The sequence below is a fragment of the Streptomyces sp. NBC_00454 genome (assembly GCF_041434015.1).
GTDB lineage: Bacteria > Actinomycetota > Actinomycetes > Streptomycetales > Streptomycetaceae > Streptomyces.
In genome coordinates this window covers 85,038-105,923 of the sequence record NZ_CP107907.1, presented here as the reverse complement: position 1 = coordinate 105,923, position 20,886 = coordinate 85,038, and the positions used below count along the sequence as shown (strand labels likewise).

The 20,886-nt window shown below is 70.0% G+C and carries 17 protein-coding genes and 1 pseudogene; 10 read left to right on the top strand and 8 right to left on the bottom strand.

Annotated features, from left to right (window positions below):
- Nucleotides 1-628: 628 nt before the first annotated feature.
- Nucleotides 629-881, bottom strand: a pseudogene (locus tag OHU74_RS00505) (cation:proton antiporter); the annotation flags it as partial.
- Nucleotides 882-1,070: 189 nt separating this feature from the next.
- Between OHU74_RS00505 and OHU74_RS00500 the strand changes: the two are divergent.
- Nucleotides 1,071-2,018: a universal stress protein gene (locus tag OHU74_RS00500; RefSeq protein ID WP_371613997.1), complete on the top strand. Its 948-nt coding sequence runs from the start codon at nucleotides 1,071-1,073 to the stop codon at nucleotides 2,016-2,018.
- A 691-nt stretch (nucleotides 2,019-2,709) separates the two neighbouring features.
- Nucleotides 2,710-4,191, top strand: coding sequence for an MFS transporter (locus OHU74_RS00495; RefSeq protein ID WP_371613996.1), 1,482 nt, complete (start codon nucleotides 2,710-2,712; stop codon nucleotides 4,189-4,191).
- A 396-nt stretch (nucleotides 4,192-4,587) separates the two neighbouring features.
- Here the strand turns inward: OHU74_RS00495 and OHU74_RS00490 are convergent, their stop codons facing one another.
- From OHU74_RS00490 to OHU74_RS00480, 3 genes are all read right to left on the bottom strand, one after another.
- Nucleotides 4,588-5,523, bottom strand: coding sequence for a nitrilase-related carbon-nitrogen hydrolase (locus OHU74_RS00490; protein ID WP_371613995.1), 936 nt, complete (start codon nucleotides 5,521-5,523; stop codon nucleotides 4,588-4,590).
- A 280-nt stretch (nucleotides 5,524-5,803) separates the two neighbouring features.
- Nucleotides 5,804-6,715 (bottom strand): universal stress protein, encoded by a 912-nt coding sequence (locus OHU74_RS00485; protein WP_371613994.1) that lies wholly within the window; start codon nucleotides 6,713-6,715, stop codon nucleotides 5,804-5,806.
- Between the two features lie 259 nt (nucleotides 6,716-6,974).
- Nucleotides 6,975-7,727 carry an HPF/RaiA family ribosome-associated protein gene (locus OHU74_RS00480; protein ID WP_371613993.1) on the bottom strand — a complete coding sequence of 251 codons (753 nt, stop codon included), beginning with the start codon at nucleotides 7,725-7,727 and terminating at the stop codon, nucleotides 6,975-6,977.
- Between the two features lie 283 nt (nucleotides 7,728-8,010).
- On the opposite strand from OHU74_RS00480, the gene OHU74_RS00475 reads away from it, so the two are divergent.
- Both OHU74_RS00475 and OHU74_RS00470 read left to right on the top strand, forming a co-directional pair.
- Entirely contained in the window at nucleotides 8,011-8,634 is a 624-nt protein-coding gene (locus OHU74_RS00475; RefSeq protein ID WP_371613992.1) for a hypothetical protein, read from the top strand.
- Nucleotides 8,635-8,967: 333 nt separating this feature from the next.
- Nucleotides 8,968-9,843 (top strand): universal stress protein, encoded by an 876-nt coding sequence (locus tag OHU74_RS00470; RefSeq protein WP_371613991.1) that lies wholly within the window; start codon nucleotides 8,968-8,970, stop codon nucleotides 9,841-9,843.
- Between the two features lie 76 nt (nucleotides 9,844-9,919).
- Here the strand turns inward: OHU74_RS00470 and OHU74_RS00465 are convergent, their stop codons facing one another.
- Nucleotides 9,920-10,627, bottom strand: a complete 708-nt coding sequence (locus OHU74_RS00465; RefSeq protein WP_371613990.1) for a response regulator — start codon at nucleotides 10,625-10,627, stop codon at nucleotides 9,920-9,922.
- Nucleotides 10,628-10,882: 255 nt separating this feature from the next.
- Here OHU74_RS00465 and OHU74_RS00460 point away from each other — a divergent pair, with 255 nt between their 5' ends.
- Nucleotides 10,883-11,209: an STAS domain-containing protein gene (locus tag OHU74_RS00460; protein ID WP_371613989.1), complete on the top strand. Its 327-nt coding sequence runs from the start codon at nucleotides 10,883-10,885 to the stop codon at nucleotides 11,207-11,209.
- Between the two features lie 124 nt (nucleotides 11,210-11,333).
- The gene (locus OHU74_RS00455; protein ID WP_371619522.1) at nucleotides 11,334-11,828 is read left to right on the top strand and encodes a pyridoxamine 5'-phosphate oxidase family protein; all 495 of its coding nucleotides are present in this window, start codon (nucleotides 11,334-11,336) and stop codon (nucleotides 11,826-11,828) included.
- Between the two features lie 14 nt (nucleotides 11,829-11,842).
- Here the strand turns inward: OHU74_RS00455 and OHU74_RS00450 are convergent, their stop codons facing one another.
- Nucleotides 11,843-13,525: a GAF domain-containing protein gene (locus tag OHU74_RS00450; RefSeq protein WP_371619521.1), complete on the bottom strand. Its 1,683-nt coding sequence runs from the start codon at nucleotides 13,523-13,525 to the stop codon at nucleotides 11,843-11,845.
- A 275-nt stretch (nucleotides 13,526-13,800) separates the two neighbouring features.
- Between OHU74_RS00450 and ppk2 the strand changes: the two genes are divergently transcribed.
- Both ppk2 and OHU74_RS00440 read left to right on the top strand, forming a co-directional pair.
- On the top strand, nucleotides 13,801-14,595 hold the full coding sequence (gene ppk2, locus OHU74_RS00445) for a polyphosphate kinase 2 (protein ID WP_371619520.1): 795 nt from the start codon (nucleotides 13,801-13,803) through the stop codon (nucleotides 14,593-14,595).
- Between the two features lie 52 nt (nucleotides 14,596-14,647).
- A complete protein-coding gene (locus OHU74_RS00440) occupies nucleotides 14,648-16,348 on the top strand; it encodes a SulP family inorganic anion transporter (RefSeq protein WP_371613988.1) in 1,701 nt (566 codons plus the stop codon).
- Nucleotides 16,349-16,659: 311 nt separating this feature from the next.
- Here the strand turns inward: OHU74_RS00440 and OHU74_RS00435 are convergent, their stop codons facing one another.
- Nucleotides 16,660-16,848 carry a hypothetical protein gene (locus OHU74_RS00435; protein WP_371613987.1) on the bottom strand — a complete coding sequence of 63 codons (189 nt, stop codon included), beginning with the start codon at nucleotides 16,846-16,848 and terminating at the stop codon, nucleotides 16,660-16,662.
- A 266-nt stretch (nucleotides 16,849-17,114) separates the two neighbouring features.
- Here OHU74_RS00435 and ppdK point away from each other — a divergent pair, with 266 nt between their 5' ends.
- The gene (ppdK, locus tag OHU74_RS00430; RefSeq protein WP_371613986.1) at nucleotides 17,115-19,814 is read left to right on the top strand and encodes a pyruvate, phosphate dikinase; all 2,700 of its coding nucleotides are present in this window, start codon (nucleotides 17,115-17,117) and stop codon (nucleotides 19,812-19,814) included.
- Nucleotides 19,815-19,943: 129 nt separating this feature from the next.
- Here ppdK and OHU74_RS00425 read toward each other — a convergent pair whose 3' ends face one another.
- A complete protein-coding gene (locus OHU74_RS00425; protein WP_371613942.1) occupies nucleotides 19,944-20,183 on the bottom strand; it encodes an SHOCT domain-containing protein in 240 nt (79 codons plus the stop codon).
- Nucleotides 20,184-20,404: 221 nt separating this feature from the next.
- On the opposite strand from OHU74_RS00425, the gene OHU74_RS00420 reads away from it, so the two are divergent.
- A complete protein-coding gene (locus tag OHU74_RS00420) occupies nucleotides 20,405-20,869 on the top strand; it encodes a Crp/Fnr family transcriptional regulator (protein WP_371613943.1) in 465 nt (154 codons plus the stop codon).
- The last annotated feature ends 17 nt before the right edge of the window (nucleotides 20,870-20,886 follow it).

Here is a 20,886-nt window from a genome sequence, read left to right as displayed (position 1 = left end):
CCGGGGAGTGCCTGGCCGCACGGCCGCCGCCCCCAAGGCGGTGGCCGTGCGCAGGGGGACGCGATAGCGCCGCTGTCGCGTCCCCGCAGGTGTCCTCCGCGTCTACGGAGCCGGTGACCGGCACTCCGTCTCGAACGCGCGCAGGACGGAGGTCGGAGCTCTGCGCGTCGGCGTTCTGCGATAGGGCTCCGGCCCGGCCTCGGTAATCCGTTCCGGCTCGGGGACTGGGAGCCCGGGAAGGGCGGCACCTCGCGGGGGCTGCACCGCGCCGGGACCACTTCCCACTGGGAGAGTAGGACCAGGGCTAAAGGAGGGGAAGAACGACCGTTCCGCCGGCCGCGACAAGATGAGGTCGGCTCAGCAGGAGGGCTCCGCTCTGGGCCGCCCGCGCCCTGTCGGTCCTGTGGGTGGCACTACCTGGGCGGCTCATCTCCCAGCGGGATGAGAGTGGTGTCGAAGGTGACGTCGGCGATCTCGGCCGCTAGCTGGGTGAGTCGGAGGTTGTGGGCGCGTGCGTAGGAGCGGAGGGCGACGAACGCGTCGTCGAGGGAGCACTGTCAGCGCTCCGCGAGGATCCCCTTGGCCCGTTCGAGGATGATGCGGCTGGTCAGTGCGTACTGGAGCTGGGGGACACCGGCTTCCACACCGCGCGCAGCTCGCGCCAGGACATCTCCTCGGCGCCGGCGTACAGCAGGGGCGGCAGGGCTACGAGGCCGATGAGCTCTGGGGTGACGTGTATCTGCGGGGCGCCGGGCAGCAGCGCCACGACGAGGCCCGCGACGACCGGCAACGAGGGTGCGGGTATGCGCCAGCGCCGAGCACCGGTCGCCACGCGAGTGGCGGGGGACGACAAGAAGCAAGACCGTAGCGAAGCTGCGCAGGTCCAGGTGGGACTGGGCATTCACCCGGTGCGGAGATGTCGCCGAGACCGGATAGGCAGCGGCAGCGCGTGATCATCGGTGCAGTCGTGATTGAGCAGCAGGGACTGTCGTCTGCGAGCCATCGGCCGGGACCTTCGGCCCAGATGAGGTCCTGAGGGACCCTCTGCTGTCGGTCGCCGCGGTGACAGCGTGGAGCTGTCCCCAAGGAGCAGTCAGCGTGGAGGAACCATGGAAAGCAACCGTGGCGGTCCGGCACTCGGATCGGTCATCGTCGGCGTCGACGGGTCCGGGCCGGCCCGGTGGGCGGCGCTCTGGGCCTCGGACGAGGCCGCCCGCCGCAGGCGCCCTCTGCACATCGTGTTCGGGTCCGACATCGACGGCCGCGTCCTCGATCTCTCGGACGAGGACCTGGAACGGGTCAGTACCGAAGGTCGTGACCTGCTTGAAGGTACCGCGCAGGCTGCGCAGGGCCGCCATCCCGCGCTCTCCGTGACGACGGAGCTCAGCCGCAGCGGACCTGCCATGAGCCTGCGCCGGGCCGCAAGCAGCTGCGGCACCCTCGTCGTTGGTCATCGGGGTCCGGGCGGATTCAGCTCATTGACCCTGGGCTCGGTCGGGCTCAAGGTCGTGGCGGAGGCCCGCACGCCCGTGGTCGTCGTCCGGGGGAGCGAGGAGGCGGCCGGGCACGACGTCGTGCTGGCCGGCGTCCGCGACGAGCGCGACCTCGATTGCGTGCGTCATGCCGCGCGGGCGGCCGAACTACGCAAGGCCTCACTGCGACTGCTGCATGTCCGGAGCATCCTGCAGTCCGTCGGCTCGGCGGTGAGAGAACTCAAGGGCCTGAACGAGGGCGTCGGCCATCACGAGCAGTCGAGTCTGGCGTTCGTCGCGGAGCAGATCCGGGACGAATTCCCCTCTCTGACCGTACAGGCCGACTCCGAGGAGAGCGTGTCCGTGGCCGGGGTGCTGGTGGAGGCGTCCCGTCACGCGGATCTGCTGGTCATCGGCGGGCGCCGGAAGCCCGGATATGTCGGCCGAACCCTGGGGCGCGTGACGCACAGCCTCGTGCACCATGCGCACTGCCCCGTCGAACTCATCCCCCGCCACGGCGACGAAAGCAGGAGTGAGGCGTCATGATGACGAGTGAAGTCGGTGAGATCCTCGTACGCATCGACCCTTCGGAGAACTGGTACGTGGTCTTGGCGCGGGCAGCCGCCGAGGCCGAGAAGCGCGGGCTCGGGCTTCGGCTCGTCCTGCCCGCAGCCCCTCAGTCCGATCCGCACCGTGCTGACGGGAGGCCGGGCGCCGACAGCAGCTGCCGGGGCCAGCATCCCCGGAATGTGGATGGGTGGGGTGAGGAAGGCGCGTGCCGAGCCGAAGACGGCGAGGACTGCCTCCAGTAGCCGCCGGACGCGTGGAGCCCGGCCGGGCTGCATCGCCTGGCCGGGCTGCATCGCCTGGCCGCTGAGCCTTGCGACCGAGCAAGGGGCGGGTCCATTCTGCTGTGCGGAGTGGCGTGGGGGTGCTGTAGCGTGTTCGAGTTCCTGCGCCAAGGTTTCGGTGGCAGTGACCGGACTTCCTGTTCCTTCTGTGTCGATCTTGGGGTGACGTCTTATTAACCAGGCCATGTAGTCGTCCGTGTTCCCTGCGTGCTGTGTTGTCGCACGTGTCCGGGGGCGGACGTCGCGCTGGCCTGAGTTGCGTCACCCCTCCCCGCAGTTTTCCTTCCCGGGTGCAGCTCTGCCGTCTGCCCCGGGTTCCGTGTTTTCCGGCCCCGGTGCGGCTCTCGGCAGGGCTCCCCGATTCCTTTGGATCAGGAGTTTCCGTTTTGTCTTCCTCCGCGCTCGACAACGAGCCAGAGCACACCACCACCCAGACCCCGACCCACCCATCACCTGGACCCTCGAAGATGGCCATGGGGGCCTGGATCGCCCTCCTGGTGCTGCTGACCGCCGAGCTGATGAACATGCTCGACCAGTCGGTCGTCCTGACCGCGCTGCCGGCCATCCAGGAGTCGACCGGTGCCGGACCGGTCGCGGTGCAGTGGCTGACCAGCGCCTATTCCCTGCCCGTCGCCGTCGGGCTGATCACCGGCGGACGGCTTGGTGACATCTATGGCCGCCGCAGGATCCTGCTCATCGGCACCGTCGTGTTCACCGCCGCCTCGCTGCTGTGCGGACTGGCCACCGGCCCGGGCGTGCTGATCGGTGCCCGTCTGCTCCAGGGTGTCGGCGTGGCCGTGATGATCCCGCAGGTCCTGGCGACCATGCACGTCACCTTCGAAGGTCAGAACCGCAGCAAGGCATTCGGCCTGTACGGGGCCGTCCTGGCGATCGCCAACGTCCTGGGACCGGTCCTGGGCGGCGTACTCACCCAGGCCGACCTGTTCGGGCTGTCCTGGCGGCCGATCTTCCTGGTCAACGTGCCCGTCGGGCTGGCTGTACTCCTCCTCGGACGCAGATTCATCCCCGAGTCGACCGTCCGCAAGGCCGACCGCCTCGATCTGGCCGGCATGCTGCTGTCCGGCCTGGCCATCATCCTGATCCTCTTCCCGCTCACCGAGGGCCACGCCCACGGGTGGCCGCTGTGGTGCTTCGCCATGCTCGCCGTCGGAGTCCTGGTCCTCGGTGTCTTCCTGCGCCACCAGCGGCGCAGGCAGGGCAACGCCCCGCTGGTGACCCTGTCCCTCTTCCGGGTCAGGCAGTTCTCCGGGGGCATGGCCGCGGACCTGATGCACGGCCTGCTGTGCGGCCTGTTCTTCATGACCTGGACGCTGTACCTGCAGCGCGGACTCGGCATGAGCCCGCTTGAGGCGGCCGTGGCCTTCGTGCTCCTCTCCGTGGGAGAACTGGGCGGCGCGACCGCCGCGGCGAAGACCGCCGGACGTTTCGCCCGCCGTCTGCCGCAGGCCGGAGCCCTCATCGCGACCGCTGCGATGGTCACCTACGGGCTCCAGATCGGCAGCGACCGGGCCGACCTGACCCTGCTGGCGATGACCCCTCCGGTGGTGCTGATCGGCTTCGGTCTGGGCATGGTCTCCGGCCCGCTCGCCGATTTGTCGCTGGCCAGGGTCCCGCACGAGGACGCAGGCTCGGCCTCGGGCTTGTTCAACACCGCCATTCACCTGGGCATCGCGCTGGGCACCGCGCTCACCGCCGTGGTGTTCTTCGCCATCACCGGCGGCTCTCCCGACGGCGCGGTCAACCGCGACGCGTTCGTCACCGTGCTGTGGTGGGTCTGCGGCCTCCTTGCCCTGATGTGGGCCCTGATGTTCTGCCTGCCCAAGCAGGCCGACAATCAGGCCGACTGAGCCACCCCCAGGTCCCGGCCGGCACGTCGGACGGGACCTGGGTCCTCAGCCGTCCTCGGCCTCCCCGCCCTCGGCGGCATCGGGATCCGGGAAGGGGCGCAGGCCCCCGGCCCCGTCCGCTGGCCGTGCTGTTGAACAGGTAGCGGCCCAGAAGAACGATGTGCCGGTCCCTCCCGGCAGTTCGGGGACGCGGGCCTGAAGATTCTCGGAGGAACCCTGGTGTGGCCCGTCAGAGTTCGGATCGGATTCCTGATAGCGCGGCCAGTTGGATCTCCCCGCTGGTGGACAGCGAGTGGAGAGCCGACCGGCCGCCAGGGGTAGTGCCGCGTGTGCGATCGGAGCCGATGAGAGCTTCTGTCGTCCGTCAGTGCGCCCGTACCGGCATCGAGGAGTTTCTCAGTGGGCGGGGCGCAGGGCCGGGTTGAGGGTGAGTCGGCTGTCGGTGGGGTGGTGGCCTTCGGGGCTGAAAGGGGGTACTGCCGCGGGGAGGCAGTCGGCGATGAGCAGGGTGTCGTGCTGGCGGTCTTCGGCGGTTGCGACGATCAGTGGTTCGCCGTCGGGGGCCCAGATTCCGGAGTTGCCCTGGTACTGCCAGGAGCCGGCGGGGACCTGTTCCCAGCCGCGGCGGTTGGCGTAGGCGATGAACAGGCGCCAGATGCTGGCCATGGCCGGGATGATGTGGCGGGTGGCGTCCTGGTAGGGGACCTGGCTCATGGTGCCGTCGGCCAGGCGGAAGTGGCCATCCGCAGCTGTGGGCCCGAGAACGATCGTGGCGCCCTGTTCGGAGAGGTACTGGTAGAGAGGCGGGAACTCGCACTCGTAGCAGTTCAGCACGCCCACCGCGATGCCATTGAGATGGACGACGGGCGGCAGGTCCTGGCCGAAGGAGTAGTTGCGCCGCTCGGCAGCCCCGTACAGGTGGGTCTTGCGGTAGTTCGCGGCCACCAGCCCGTCGGGCCCGATCACGCTGATCGAGTCGTAGAACGTGTCCCCGTCCCGCTCGGGGTAAGGCAAGACCACGGCCAGGCCGTGCTCCTTGGCAACCAGTCGGGCCCGCTCGATGGAGGGGCCCTCGCGGTGCTCTGCCAGCTCCCGGCACTGCTCGGGGTCGATCGCGTAGCCGGTGGTGTACTTCTCCGGGAACACGACCGCCTGGCAGCTGTAGTCCGCTGCCAATGCGGCTACTTCGGTCAGACGCTCCAGGTTCCGTTCCACCGCCTCCCGGCTGCCGACTGGGCCCTGACCCTGGTACAGGGCCACCCGCAGTCCTTCACCGAAGATCGGGGCAGCACGCAGGGCGGAGCGGAACACGACACGAACAGGCTGCAACATCGACAACGGGATCCTTGTCTGACTGGAGGTCCGGGCGACCGCCACCGGAGCAAGAACGATTCACTACACCGTCGGACACCCCACCCGGGCCGCAGGCTCGGCCACTCGGTCGTCGCCCTGATGTGGGCGCCCGGCAGTCCGGGGAGGGGATGGGCTGCCGGGCGCGCGGCATCGGGGCGGTCCTGTCACCGCGATCCGGATGCCGTGAGCTCCTGGGAACGCGACAGGCGCTGACCCCGTGCCACCCGCATCACTGCGGATGCTGCCTGTTTCCCGGGACTCAGGGGTGCGGTACGACCGCGACCGGGGCCGTGGAGTGGTGGAGCACGGCGTGGGCGACCGGGCCGAGGTGGGTGCCGATGGCCGAGCGGCGGATCCGTCGGCCGACGACGAGCAGGGAGGCGTCCGCCGACGCCTCGATGAGATGTCCGGCGGCCTGCCCCACGGAGCATTCCTCTTCGACGCGAACCTGGGGGTACTTGCCGTGCCAAGGCCGCAGTGCGTCGCCGAGCGCGGTTGCCGTGCCGGCCGCCATGCCGTCCCGCACCTCGGGGGCGAACAGCGCCGGGTCGAAGGAGAAGGTGGGCGGCATGTTCCAACTGTGGATCACACGCAGCGGGGCTCGCCGCGAGGACGCTGCGTCGAAGGCGTAGTCGAGGAGGTTATCGCACGGGCGGGAGAGGTCCAGCCCGAGCACGACCGGCCGGTAGGCGCCTTCCTGTGGCCCGTTGTCGACGGGTATCGGCAGATGGGCGGTGTCCATCCAGGCGCCGGGCCGTACGACCACCACGGGGCGCTCGGCGTGGGCGAGTACGGCCTGGGACACGGATCCGACGAGGAAGCCCGCCATCGCCGCCAGCCCGCGCGAGCCCAGTACCAGCAGTTCGGCCCCCTGTGCGGCAGCGGCCAGGACGGTCAGGGGCCGGCCGTCCACTTGCTCCGTGGTGATCTCCAGATCGGGGTGCCGCTCGGCCAACTCCTTTGCCACCTCCCGCGGAATGCGCTCGCCCCAGTGCTGAGGGGACGGTGTGGCGGCGGTCTGCGACGCGTAGCCGTACGACGGGATCCACTCCTCCACCGCGTGCAGCAGTTTGAGCGGGAGTCGGCGCCGCTGGGCCTCGCGGGCGGCCCACTCGGCGGCTGCCAGCGATGCGGGGGACCCGTCGAGGCCCGCGATGACCGTACGTGACATGGTGTCTCCTCCAGAAGCGTGAAGGGCAGAGCGACGACCGCCGTCGGCGGTGTGTGTCCCACCCTTCCGCGTCGGGCCGTAGGGGGAGATGGTCCAGGGGGCCCGGGAGCCGGGCCGAACGGCCCTCTGTCGCCCGGCCTGCCGGAGCCCCTCACACGAAGTCGCCGGCGCTCCCAAGAGGTAACGCGGGCAACGGCACTTGCGCGCACCGTGGTAGTCACTTGTGCGGGATGACGGCCACGGCATTGGGGCCCGTGTTCTACGGTGCAGGGGAGATCAGGCCGTAGTGGCCGTCGTGCCTCTGGTAGAGGACGCATCCTCGTTTCGTGGCCGAGTCGACGAAGAACACGAAGGCGAGCCCCGCGATACGCATGCGGTCGACGGCCGCGTCGACGCCGCATTCAGGGGCGGCGGCCGAACTCACGCTCAACAGGGGACCGGCTTCGTACTGCTGACTGTCCCCGCCGGCAGAGGCCACGCGGTACCCGCCGGTCTGCCCCTGGCGGTAGACGACGCAATCGGCTCCCGATGTCATGTCGGTGAACAGCCAGAAGTTGTAGTCCATGGACTCCATGTCGATGACGGCGTCTTCGGGAGTCTGTCGTCCCAGGCCGAATGCCTTCTGGCGCACGATGTGGGGTTCGTCAATCGACGGCGGAGGCGGTTGGTGGTGGTCGGGACGATGTTCTCGTCCGCCGTGCTGCCGGGCGCTGGCGAGGCGCGCGGCCAGTCGCTCCTGCAGGAGATCGACCGCCTTGAACATCGTGTCCGCGGCACAGTGGGCGCGCACCGGGTGGCCGTTCACGTTCACCACGGCCTGGGCGATGGCGGGGCGGCTCGCCGATGGGTTGGCCGTCTGCGTGAGCTTGGCACGGACGGCAAGGACCGGCGGCCCCACGTGTGCGATCGCTGCCAGCATCTTCGTTTGGACGTACTCGGACGCGCCTTCGGGCACTGGCCCTCGCTTGTTCACCAGGACGTCAACCCGTGGACGGGACTTGAGATGGCTCATGTGAATTCCTCCTCCGTCGGCATCAGCCTCGCTTCGGTCGACCTCCTCCGGCCAGTGCCAACCGGCCCGGCTTGGGGGCCGTCCGTACCCGGGCGCGAAGCCGACAGGACCTGGCAGCCGGATCCAAGGTCTCCTTCGATGCGCGGCCGTGCTGAACTCCGTTGCTGCTAAGGACGTTCGGCTACTTGGTGTGGGCCGTTCGCCCCCGGGGCCGCCGCTCTCCGAGCGGGGACATTGGCGATGGGCAGGCGCACGGCCTGCTGTGAGGAAAGGGTTCTACGTCATGGCTTTGCACCAGCACCGTCAGCCCGGGATGTCCCTCGCAGGGTGGCGAAAGGCCGCCTGGGCCACAACAACGTCCGACAGCGCGCTTGATGAGCTCGCCGCACCCGTGGCCGTAGCGCGCATCGCGGCGACGACCCGCCTGCTGACCTCGTTCACGTTCCTCTGGGCTTTCGGTGACAAGGCGTTCGGCTGGGGGTACGCGACCCCGGCGGGCAAGGGGTGGATCGACGGCGCTTCTCCCACCAAGGGCTTCTTGAGCCATGTCGCCGCCGGGCCGCTGGAGGGCACCTTCCACGCCTGGGCCGGGGCGGCCTGGGCCGACTGGGCTTTCATGCTGGGGCTGCTCGGCATCGGCATCGCTCTGGCGAGCGGTGTCGCCCTGAGGGGCGCTGCTGTCGCGGGTACCGCGATGATGGCGCTCATGTGGGCTGCCGAGTGGCCTCCGGCCCGGCACCTTTCGGACGGCAGCCTCAGCATGTCGACGAACCCTCTGGTGGACTATCACGTCCTGTACGCGGCTGTCCTGGTGATGCTGGCGGTGATCGGAGCCGGGCGCTTCTGGGGGCTGGGCACTGCTTGGCGGAGCCTGCCCGTAGTCCGCCGCAACCGGTGGCTCCTGTAGCGGAAGCGTCGGTCCGGGGCCGCCGCAACCAGGCCGGCCCCGGAAGCCGGAGCTCCTGCGGAGCTCGTCAACCCCGGCGCCGAAGCTGCCCAGCACCTGACCGCCCGCAAGGCCACTGGCTGGAGCCGAGACAGGGCCCCTCGTCCGGCGAGGAGGTCGTCGACCGAGCGGGCGTCGGGAAGGGAGGACCGGCCCTGGGGGAGGGACTGTTGGCCCCTGTATGTCAAGGCATCCAGCGGCGAAGGTGAGTTCAGCGGCGCCGGTTCCCCCGGCCGGTGCCGCTCCCCTGCCGATCGACCCCGATGCTCCGGCATCAGTACGGAGGACAGACCTGTGAAGCGCACGCTCGTTGTCGGAGTGGACGGATCCCCGCAGAGCCGGGCCGCGGCGGACTGGGCCGCACGGGAGGCCGTACGGCGTGACCTGCCCTTGCACGTGGTCCACGCCTGGCTGTGGCAGCCGCTCGCAGCACCGATCGTCCAGGACCGCGACACCGAAGCCGGCCGGGCCGATGACCTCCTGAAGGAAGTCGAGGGCGAGCTCACCCACCGGTACCCGGGACTGGCCCTCACCGCGCAAGTGCTCTCGGACGTGCCGGTGCCGGCCCTGCTGCGCGCCGCCGAGGACGCGGAGTTGCTGGTGCTCGGCACGCGCGGGCACGGAGCCCTGGTCGGGTTCCTGCTGGGTTCCTACGGTCGGCAGGTGATCGCCGCCGCCGAGTGCCCCGTCGTCTCCGTGCGCTCCGCGCACGGCAGGCCGGTGGCCGTGCCGGAGGAGGGGGAGGTCGTCGTCGGGCAGCAGGGCGGCGTGCAGGAGTCCGCCGAGGTACTGCGCGTCGCCTTCGAGGCCGCCGCGGCGAGGAAGGTACCGCTCCGTGCGGTCCGCGCCTGGAGCTTGCCCCCGGTCTACGGCTACAGCCCCGGGTCGATGTGGATCGCCGACCAGTTCGGTGGCCTGGAGCCGTACGAGAAGGCCGCGCTGGAGCAGGCACTGGAGCCGTGGCGGCTGAAGTACCCGGAGGTCGAAGTCGTCGCGCACGTGGAGCAGGGCAGTGGCGGCCACGTGCTGCTGACCGCGGCGTCGGACGCGCAGCTGCTCGTCGTCGGCCGCCGGGTCCGCGAATCGGCGGTGGGGGCGCACATCGGATCCGTGGCCCACGCCGTTCTGCACCACGCGGTCTGTCCTGTCGCCGTGGTCCCGCACGCCTGACCCGGCCCAGGTCAGGCGGAAGGCCGGGCACGCGACTGTACGGCGTGCCCGGCCCTCTCACGTGCCCGGCCGCCGGCTATTCGGCGGCCCGCGCGGGGTGCTGGCTCGGCGGGATCAGCGTGTGGCTGGCGATCACCGCTGCCTGGACGCGACGCTCCACGCCGAGCTTGGTGAGCAGCCGCGAGATGATGTTCTTGACGGTCTTCTCGGCGAGGTAGAGCCGGTTGCCGATCTCCCGGTTGGTGAGCCCTTCGCTGACCATGACGAGGATCTCCTTCTCCCGGTCGGTGAAGCCGGGCAGGCCCGGGACCTGGTCCTCCGAGGGCACGTCGCCGCGCATGCGGGCCATCAGCCGGGTCGTGGCGCCGGGATCGAGCATGGACTGGCCGGCCGCGACCGTACGGACGGCGGTGACCAGGTCGGTGCCGGTGATCTGCTTCAGCACGTAACCGGAGGCGCCCGCCATCACCGCGTCCAGCAAGGCCTCCTCGTCGTCGAACGAGGTGAGCATCAGGCAGGCCAGCTCGGGCATCCGCGAGCGCAGCTCGCGGCACACGCTCACGCCGTCGCCGTCCTGGAGCCGTACGTCGAGGATGGCGACCTGGGGGCGCAGCGCGGGGATGCGGATCAGGGCCTGTTCCGCCGTGCCCGCCTCACCGATCACGTTCAGGTCGGATTCCGCGTCCAGCAGATCGTGCACCCCGCGGCGTACGACTTCGTGGTCGTCGAGGAGGAAGACCGTGATCGGCGGCTTGGTGGGGGAGGGGGCACCGCTGTCGGTCATGACGCAACTCCTTCGCCTGGGTTCGTGCGGGGCGCCCGAACTCCAGCATCCTGCCTGCCGAAGGGGCCGAACGGACAGGGCCGATAGGCCCTCATCCGGCGGCCTCCCCGAGCAGTGGGCCTTCGGGGAAAGGGACCTTCGGCCCTGGGTCGGGGGCATGCGGACCCTCCCGGCGCCTGTTCGCGTGCGGTGAGCTGGTGCCGCACGGGGAAAGGCGCGGCTCGTCCGCAGGGCCGCACGCAGCGTGGAGGTTCCATGACGACCACCTTGATCGACCTGAAGGCCGCGGTGAGGAACGAAGGCGACGTGCGCGTCACGTTGGCCGGAGAACTCGATTTCCATACGGCGGGGCTGGTGGAACCGCGCCTCACCGACCTCGCCGCATCCGGTCACCGCAGCCTCGTCCTGGACCTGTCCGGGATCTCCTTCTGTGACAGCTCGGGCATCGGCCTGTTCTTGCGTGTCGACCAACGCTGCCGCTGGGCCGGAACCCGGCTCCGGCTGTGCGGCGTGCCACCTCTGGTGGCCAAGTCGATGCGCGTCCTCGGTGCCGACCGCGTGCTGCGCATCGTGGCGGCCTGAGCGCGGCGGCATCCGAGACTGGTGCCCTGGTCGGGACCATTTGGCCCTGGTTCCCGTGGTGATCGCGAGGGAGGCTGGTGACGCGGAAGCCGCGAACGATCGATACCGGATGAAGGTGCGGATCATGGACCAGGACGGCATAGGACGCGTCGGCGGTCACACGGGCGATACGACGACCGGCCGGCGCATGCGGGAGCTGGACAGGGCCGAGGCACTCAGGCTTCTGGGGACTGTGTCCCTGGGGCGCATCGTCTTCACGCAGTCCGCGCTGCCCGCCGTCCGCCCGGTCAACCACCTGGTCGAAGGCGAGGACGTCATCGTGCGGATCCACGACGATGGGGCGCTCGCCTCCCTCGTGGCTCCGGCCGATGTCCCCGGCGTGGTGGTCGCCTACGAGGCGGACGCCATCGATCCCGTCACCCACTTCGGCTGGAGCGTCGTGGTCACCGGTTACGCGTGCCTGGTGACCGATGCCGACGAGGTGGCCCGGTTCGCTTCATTGCTGCGTCCCTGGGTGGGACACCCCATGACCGGAGCCCTGCGGATCCGCTCCGACCTCGTTACCGGATTCCGGCTGGAGGCGGAGCGGACGCTGCCCGAGTCCGCTTGCCTGGGCTGATCGCGTCGGGGCCGTCAGCTCCCGGTGGGGAGCGGCGCCCGCCAGACGAGCCGGCTGCCCCCGTCGTCGGGGGTGCCAATGATGAATGACCCGCCCAGGCTCTGCGCCCGGTCGTCGAGGTTGCGTAGACCGCTTCGGCGGCCCTGGGCCGGGATGCCCCTGCCGTTGTCGGAGACCGTCAGCACGATCTCGCCCGGTTCTGCCTTGAGCGCCACGGCGACCCTGGTCGCCTCCGCGTGGCGCGCGGCGTTGCTCAGGAGCTCGCCCAGCGCCGCCATGACGTGGTCGGCGACTTCGGAGGGGACGTCCGTGTCGAGCAACCCCTCCATACTCAGACGCGGTGGATGGCCGAGGGTGGTGGCTGCTTCGCCGACGGCCCGGGCCGCGCGGGCCCGCAGACCCGGTCCGGTCTCGCGGTCCTTGGTGCGCAGACCGAAGATCGTCGAACGGATGATCTTGATGGTCTCGTCCAGGTCCTCGACCGCACGGCTGACGCGTTCGGCGGCCCCTTCGTGCTCGACGAGCCGTGCCGCGCTCTGGAGGGTCATTCCGGTGGCGAAGAGCCGCTGGATGGCCAGGTCGTGCAGGTCCCGTGCGATCCGGTCGCGCTCCTCCAAAAGCGCTATCTGCTCTGCGTCACGGCGCCGCTCCGCCAGCTCGAGGGCGATGGTCGCCTGACCCGCGAAGGCGACGAGCGGCTCGAGCTCGTTCTCGCCGAAGGCGGGCTCGCCAGCCGGGCGCGCGAGCAGCAGTACGCCCCTGCTCTCCCCGCCGGAGGTGCCCAGCGGGACCGCGACGGCGGGACCCAGCCCGCCCTGTGTCTGCGCATCGGCCGGGTAGCGGTCGTCGTCCGAGGCGTGGAGGACCGTGACGGGTTGCCCGGTCCGGTGCGCGGTCCCCGAGAGGGTTCCCGCGAAGGGGACCACGAGTCCCTGCCTGGACTTGCTGTCCGCACCGGCCGCGAACTCCACGAACAACCCCTCCGCGCCGGGAACCGGCATGGAGATATCCGCGATCCGGGCCCCTGTGATCTCCTGGGCCCGCAGCGCGATGAGCTCCAGCACCGCCGGACGGGGACTGCCCGACAGCAGGCTCTCGGTGATCTCCGCATTGGCCTTGAGCCACAGCTGCTGGCGCTGGGACCCCTCGTAGAGCCGGGCGTTGTCGATCGCCACGCCCGCCGCCACCGAGAGGGTGGAGATCACCGTCTCGTCCTCGGTGTCGAAATCGAACCCGCCCCGCTTGTCGGTCAGGTAGAGATTCCCGAACACCTCGTCCCGCACCCGGATCGGTACACCGAGGAACGTGCGCATGGGCGGGTGGTGCGGCGGAAACCCGTACGACGAGGAGTGGGCGCCGAGATCAGTGAGGCGCAAGGCCTCCGGGTGGTGGATGACCTCTCCGAGCAGGCCGTGTCCGGCCGGCAGGGGACCGATTTCGGCGATGGCCTCCTCGTCGAGCCCCACGGTCAGGAACTGCGACAGCGTGCGGCCGTCAGGCCCGATGACCCCGAGCGCCCCGTAGTCGGCGTCGACGAGCAGGGCCGCGGCCTCCACGATCCGCCGCAGCACCTGCGCCAGATCCAGCTCCCGGCCCACCGAGACGACGGCCTCCAGCAGACTGTGCACCCGGTCCCGTGTGCCGCGCACGGCGTCGATGCGTACCTGGAGCTCGTCGAGCAGCTCGTCCAGCCGCATCCGAGGCACTTGCGTCAACGGATCCCCCACACTCACGTGATTCCCCTTCGCTGCCCGCCCCGTCCGCCGCCAGCGTATCGGCACAGACGGGCCCGAAGAGGGCATCGGCCGCGGGCACTGCGAACAGGGGGCTGCGGACGCCCGGTGAGACCTGAGGGTGAGGTTTGGGCGGGCGTCCCGACACGGGATTGCGATGCGAGAGGCATCCTTGCGCGCGGGCGCGTGCCGTGACCGACTTGATCACGGCACTGGACGGCGAGAGGACGGACACGGCGATGGGTCTCAAGAAGGCGGTCTACGAGAGGGAGCTGCTGCGGCTCCAGACGGAGCTGGTCAAGCTCCAGGAGTGGACTCGCGCGGAAGGCGCCCGCCTGGTCGTCGTCTTCGAGGGCCGTGACGCCGCGGGCAAAGGGGGCACGATCAAGCGCGTCGCCGAGCACCTGAACCCCCGTGTCGCGCGCATTGCGGCCCTGCCCACGCCGACGGAGCGGGAGCGTTCACAGTGGTACTTCCAGCGGTACGTCGAGCATCTGCCGGCCGCCGGCGAGATCGTCCTCTTCGACCGCAGCTGGTACAACCGCGCCGGAGTGGAGCACGTCATGGGCTTCTGCACGCCCGCCGAGCACCAGCGCTTCCTGCGCCAGTGCCCGGTGTTCGAGCGGATGCTGATCGAGGACGGGATCCTGCTCCGCAAGTACTGGTTCTCCGTCAGCGACGCGGCCCAGGAGGAGCGGTTCCGGCGCCGCGCGCAGGACCCGCTGCGCCGGTGGAAACTCTCCCCGATGGACCTGGAGTCCCTCACCCGCTGGGAGGCGTACTCGAGGGCCAAGGACGAGATGCTCGTCCACACGGACACGGCCGACGCCCCGTGGTACGTCGTCGAGAGCGACGACAAGCGCAGCGCACGGCTCAACATGATGGCCCACCTGCTGTCCTCGGTTCCCTACGAGGACGTGGCCGTACCATCGCTGACCTTGCCGCCGAGGCCGCCGTCCACGGGCTACGAGCGTCCGTCCAAGGAGCTACAGACCGCCGTACCCGACCACGCGGCCACCCTCGGCAAGGACTGAGCCGCGCCGGAGACCGGTGCGCGATGCCGAGCGGATCGTCAGAAGGAGCGCGATGTCCGCAAGTGGAAGGCCGGCCCCGGTACCCACGGGTCTCCGGGGGTACCGCCGCTCCTGGCTCGGGCGGGACGCGTTGGCGGGTGTCACCGTCGCCGCGTACCTGGTGCCGCAGGTCATGGCGTACGCGGGTGTGGCCGGGCTGCCGCCGGTCGCCGGACTCTGGGCGGTCCTGCCGGCCATGGTCCTCTACACGCTGATCGGGTCCTCGCGGCTCCTGTCGGTCGGACCCGAGTCGACCACGGCGCTGATGACCGCCGTTGCCGTGGGACCGCTCGCCGCCGGCGATCCGGGCCGGTACGCGGTGCTCGCAGCGGCCCTCGCCGTGGTCGTCGGCCTGGTCTCGTTGGCCGCTTGGGCCGTACGGCTCGGGTTCCTCGCCGACCTGCTCTCACGGCCCGTGCTCGTCGGTTACCTCGCCGGCGTCGCACTGATCATGATCATTGATCAGCTGCCCCGACTCACCGGAGTGCGCACGACCAGTTCGGGCTTCTTCCCGCAGCTGTACTCCTTCGCCCTGCACGTCCCGGACGTCGACTGGCCGACCGCCGGGGTGGCCGCTGCTGCTCTTGCGCTGCTCCTGGTGGCGCCGAAGCACTGGCGCATGGTGCCGCGCCCGTTGGTGGCCCTCGTCCTCGCCACGGCGGCCGTGGCGGCATTCGGGCTGGACGACCGGTACGGGATCTCCGTGATCGGATCCGTGCCCTCCGGCCTGCCGGTGCCCTCGCTGCCACCGCTCGGCGACCTGCCCCGGCTACTGGTCCCGGCTCTGGGTGTGCTGCTCGTCGGTTACTCGGACGTGATCCTGACCGCCCGAGCCTTCGCCGATCGCGGCGACCGGGTCCCGCTGGACCCCAACCGTGAACTCCTGGCCCTGGGGGCGGCGAACCTGGGGGCGGGCATCCTGCACGGGTTCCCGGTCAGCAGCAGCGCGAGCCGCACCGCCCTGGCGCAGTCGTCGAAGGCGCGGAGCCAGGCGTACTCCCTGTTCGCTGCGGTCGCGGTACTGATGGTCCTGCTCCTCCTGGGCCCCCTACTGGCCCACACGCCGAGCGCCGTCCTCGGCGCCATCGTCGTCTATGCCGCCGTCCGCCTGATCGAGGTGGCCGAGTTCCGGCGCCTCGCCGCCTTCCGCCGCCGCGAACTCCTGCTGGCCCTGGGCTGTCTCCTGGGTGTCCTCGTGCTCGGCATCCTGTACGGCGTTCTGGTCGCCGTGGCCCTGTCGGTCATCGAGCTCCTCGCTCGCGTGGCCCGTCCGCATGACGCGGTGGAAGGCCTGGTACCAGGGCTCGCCGGCATGCATGACGTGGACGACTACCCGACGGCGCAGACCGTTCCCGGCTTGGTCATCTACCGGTACGACTCACCACTGTTCTTCGCCAACGCGGAGGACTTCCGCCGACGCGCCCTGGCGGCGGTCGACGAACAGAGCCGTCCGGTCCGCTGGTTCGTCCTCAACGCGGAGGCGAACGTCGAAGTGGACATCACGGCCCTTGACGCCGTCGACGGACTCCGTCAGGAACTCGTGCACCGCGGCATCGTCTTCGCGCTGGCCCGGGTCAAGCAGGAACTCCGTGAAGACCTCGATGCGTTCGGCCTCACGGCCTCGGTGGGGGCCGAACGGATCTACCCGACCCTGCCCACGGCTCTGGAGGCCTACCGGGCATGGAGCCGGGAGAAGGGGCTCGCGACAGAATGAGCAGGAACTACCGGTCCACGTCCGCCCCGCCGTGCACGTGACGCAGTACCCTCCGGGCACCGTTCCAGCTGCGGCACACGACGAGGACCACGTCGTTGCCCGCGATACACCCGCCAGGGCATTTGGCTCGCCGCCTGCGGTGTGTACGCCGTCTCGGCAGCCGCCGTGGACAGCATGCGCTCCGTCGTGAACGAGTTGAACTCGCCCGCTGGGCCTGGCTCACGGGGGTGGGAGAAGGCACGGTATCCGAGGCCTGCGCCTGACACGTGGGCCGGCGAGTCACTCTTGCCTCCTGGGGGTGCGTCGGGCGCTCAGGAAGGCTTTCCGGTTCCTTGTCGCTCCAGGGACGTGGCGACGACGAGCGCCAGCATGCCGACGGCCATCATGATCAGCCCGACGAGTGTCCGGTCGGCGTTCGCCCACTGCCAGTCCACCGCGAACACCAGGATGGTGCCGAGACCGACGGAAGTGATGGCGCCGACGGCCAGCAAGCCCGTCATGTCATTCACCGGCTTTCGTGTCATGCCCGGAGCCGCATTTCCGCGCTCGCCCCGACTGTCCCGGATACCGGGAGTGGTCGAGCAGGTACCCAACGTCCCTTCGCGGAGTCGAACGGCCCCTCCGCGGGTGGCCGCGCGCTCGGCCAGGGCACAGGCAGAGGGCCCGTCCGGCCCCACGAAGGGCCGTCCGGCCCCTCTCGGAACCGGTGCGGGACAAGCCAGTGTGAGAGATGAGCGCGATATCGCCGAGGAGGCTGGTGGCAGTCATGGGTTCCTACGTGTACGACTTCGCCGAGGGCGGCCGGGACATGGCCGATCTGCTCGGAGGCAAGGGCGCGAACCTCGCGGAGATGGCCCGCATGGGCCTGCCCGTGCCGCCTGGCTTCACCATCACGACGGAGGCCTGCCGCGTTTTCCTGGCTACAGGTGAGCTGCCCGCGGGCCTGGAGCGCGAGGTCGCCGAGCACCTGGCGGAGCTCGAGAGGGCTGCCGGCAAGCGGTTGGGACAGGTGGACGACCCGCTGCTCCTCTCGGTCAGGTCGGGGGCGAGGTTCTCCATGCCGGGCATGATGGAGACCATCCTGGACATCGGTCTGAACGACCTCTCGGTGCTCGGCCTGGCCAAGGTCCCCGACCGGGAGCGGTTCGCGTGGGATTCCTACCGTCGCCTCGTGCAGATGTTCGGGAGTACGGTCATGGGCGTCGACGGCTCGCTCTTCGAAGACGTCCTCCGCCGGGTCAAGGACCAGCACCGTGTCGTAGACGACTCCCACCTGGACGTCTGCGACCTCATGCGGATCGTCGAAATGTTCAAGGACCTCATCCTCGAACGTACGGGTAGTGCGTTTCCGCAAGACCCGACCGAGCAGCTGCGGCAGGCGATCCTCGCCGTCTTCGCGTCGTGGAACGGTGACCGCGCACGCCTCTACCGTCGCCGCGAGCACATTCCGGACGGTCTCGGGACAGCGGTCAACATCCAGCGCATGGTCTTCGGGAACCTCGGCTCCGATTCCGGCAGCGGAGTCGCGTTCACGCGCGACCCGGCCACCGGGCGCCCCGGCCTGTACGGCGACTACCTTCCCAATGCCCAGGGCGAGGACGTCGTCTCCGGTGTCCGCGACGCCGTACCGCTGCAGGAGCTGGCCGCGCTCGACCCGGTCTCGTTCGCCCGGCTGCGCGGCTACATGGGGCAGCTCGAAACGCACTACCGAGACCTGTGCGACATCGAGTTCACGATCGAGCACGGCGTCCTGTGGATGCTGCAGACCCGTGTCGGGAAGCGCACCGCGCAGGCGGCCTTCAGCATCGCCTCGCAACTGGCCGACGAGGGCCTCATCTCCACTGATGAAGCGCTGGCCCGTGTCGACGGCGACATGCTGGCGCGGCTGATGTTCCCCCGGTTCGACGCAGGTGTCGCGGCTCCCGTGCTCACACGCGGTATCCCGGCCTCGCCGGGTGCGGCCGTGGGCGTGGTCGTCTTCGACTCCGGGGAGGCGGTTCGGCGGGCCGCCGCCGGAGAGGAAGTCGTGCTGGTACGGCAGGAGACCACGCCCGACGACCTCCCGGGCATGGTCGCCGCTCAGGCGGTGCTCACGAGCCGGGGCGGCAAGACCAGCCATGCGGCGGTGGTGGCGCGCGGTATGGGCAAGGTCTGCGTCTGCGGGGCCGACGCGCTCTCCATCGATCTGGGGGAACGCCGCTTCTCCGTCGGCGATGTCGTCGTCTCCGAGGGCGAGACCATCTCCGTGGACGGCTTCGAAGGCCTCGTCCGCCTCGGCGCGGTACCACTGGTCGACTCCGCGGTCATGCGCTACTTCGAGGCGGGCTCACCCGCGCCGGACGCCACCGCGCAGGAGGGCGTACCCGAGGTGCACCGCCTCATGGAGCACGCCGATGCCACCCGACGCCTGGGGGTACGGGCGAACGCCGACACACCGCAGGACGCGGCCCGAGCACGCCGGTTCGGCGCAGAGGGCATCGGACTGTGCCGTACGGAGCACATGTTCCTCGGGGACCGCCGTCAACTGGTGGAAGCCATGATCCTCGCGCCCACGGAGAACGACCGCGAGGTCGCGCTGGCCGCACTCCTGCCCTTGCAGCGCGAGGACTTCACCGGAATCCTCGCCGCCATGGACGGCTTGCCCGTGACCATCCGGCTGCTCGACCCGCCTCTGCACGAGTTCCTGCCCGACCGGACGGACCTGGCCGTACGCCTTGCCCGGGACGAAGCATTGGGCCGGACACAGGATCCTCACGACACCGAGCTGTTGGCCGCAGTCACGCGCATGCACGAGGAGAACCCGATGCTCGGCCTGCGGGGCGTCCGACTGGGTCTCGTGAAACGGGGCCTGGTGGCCATGCAGGTCCGTGCCATTGCAGAGGCCGTCGTTGCCCGCAAGCGGGCGGGAGGTGATCCGCGTGCCGAGATCATGGTCCCGCTCGTGGGCGCGGTCGAGGAACTCCACCTCGTGAGGCAAGAAGTGGAGGAGGTGCTGTCCACGGTCGCGCGCGAGACGGGAGTCCCGGTGACCTGCCCGATCGGAACCATGATCGAGCTGCCCAGGGCAGCCCTGACCGCCGGCCGTATCGCGAGCCAGGCGGAGTTCTTCTCCTTCGGAACGAACGACCTGACGCAGACCACATGGGGCTTCTCCCGCGACGACGTCGAGGCGGAGTTCTTCTCCGCCTACCTCGACAAGGGAATCTTCGAGACCTCCCCGTTCGAGACGATCGACCGGGAAGGAGTCGGACGCCTGGTGGAGATCGCGGTCCGTGAAGGTCGTGCGGCCCGACCCGACCTCAAGATCGGCGTGTGCGGGGAACACGGCGGTGACCCCACCTCCGTGCACTTCTTCCACGGGGCCGGACTCGACTACGTCTCCTGCTCCCCGTTCCGCGTCCCCGTCGCCCGCCTGGAGGCCGGCCGTGCAGCCCTGTCGGCACGGTCTGCGGACGCGACGAAGTGACACGCTCACCGACCCCGCCGGGGCCGGTGCGAGCGGGCGGAGGGCTCCAAGGAGGTGAAGCGCGCGAGTGGGCCGTCCGCTACGCGCTGCTCTCACACAGGCGGAAGACGGTGACCAGGTCGGGCTTGCTCAAAGGGACGTCGGCCCAGGGATATGGGCTCGCAGTACCGCGAGCCGCCGGCGGTATTCCTCGTCGTCGATCTCGCCTCTGGCGAATCGCTCCGCGAGAAGCTTCTCGGCCCCCTTGTCGGGGGTTGGGTGCGGCGCGGGCACTGTGTGCCCGTCCGCACCGTCCCGCCTGAGGGCGCGGACCACGAGGATGGCCGCGGCGACGATCAGGGTCCAGATGATCAGTGTGGTGAGGGACATGGCGAACCATCCCCAGGCCCCCATGCCATGGCCATTCCAGTACATTGCGCACCTACCAGGTGGACGGGGTCGACGGTCGGGAGCCGGCCATCTGCTGCCAGGATCTCCGGCTGCACCGAGCCCCGGCATGGGCCGGTCGGCCCACAGTCGGGGCCACAGGGCCCATGTCGGGACTGGCGGGACCACCAAGACTGAAGACGGACTCGAACAGGAGGCCGTTCATGACCACCCCGTCACCCACACGTATCTCCGAGGCGCTGCCCGCCGACTGCCGTTCCCGTCTGATGGAACTGGCCCAAGAGGTCAACTTCGCCGAGGGGACGCGTCTCTTCAGCGAGGGCGGTCACGCCGACCGGTTCTGGATCGTCCGGTCCGGCACCGTGACCTTGGACGTCCACGTGCCCGGGCGGCGCGCCGCCGTCATCGATAGCCTCGGTGCCGGTCAGCTGGTCGGCTGCTCGTGGCTCTTCAAGCCCTACTCCTGGCGCCTTGGCGCCGAGGCGATGACGCCCGTCCGCGCGTACGAGTTCGACGCGGCGCGCGTACGGACGCTGATGGACGACGACACCGCCTTCGGCTCTGCCCTGGGCCATTGGATCGGGCAGGTCCTGGCCAACCGGCTGCAGGCCGCCCGCGTGTGCCTTCTCGACCTGTACGCGCCTTACGGCAGCGGCAGCTTCCTCTGATCGTCCGTATGCCGAAG